Here is a 328-nt window from a genome sequence, read left to right as displayed (position 1 = left end):
GTAGCGCACTTCGTACATCCCGGTCTCGGACGGGGCGCGCAGGTTGTCGCGCTCCTTGTCGCGGACGCGGAAGTGGTTGTCGCGGGTGCCCTCGTCCGATCCCATCGGCACGATGGTGACGTAGTCGCTCCCCGACACCGTGCCCGTCCAGGTCACCTCAAAGGCGGAGCCTGCAAGCGCCGTGGCCGGGGCCGTGACGCTGACCTCGGGTTCGGTCACTTCAATGGGCTGCGAGGCCATCGTGCGGTCGCCTTCGTCCAGCACGTAGCGCACCTCGTACATCCCGGTCTCGGACGGCGCGCGGAGATTGTCGCGCTCCTTGTCGCGC

General features: G+C 68.3%; 1 pseudogene. It reads right to left on the bottom strand.

The features are described from left to right. Positions 1-328: pseudogene (locus GQE99_RS01170) on the bottom strand (hypothetical protein); the annotation flags it as partial.

This window comes from Maritimibacter harenae (assembly GCF_009882975.1).
Classification (GTDB): Bacteria; Pseudomonadota; Alphaproteobacteria; order Rhodobacterales; family Rhodobacteraceae; genus Maritimibacter; species Maritimibacter harenae.
Note: the sequence above shows the minus strand (reverse complement) of the source record. Positions and strands in the feature narration are given on the sequence as shown.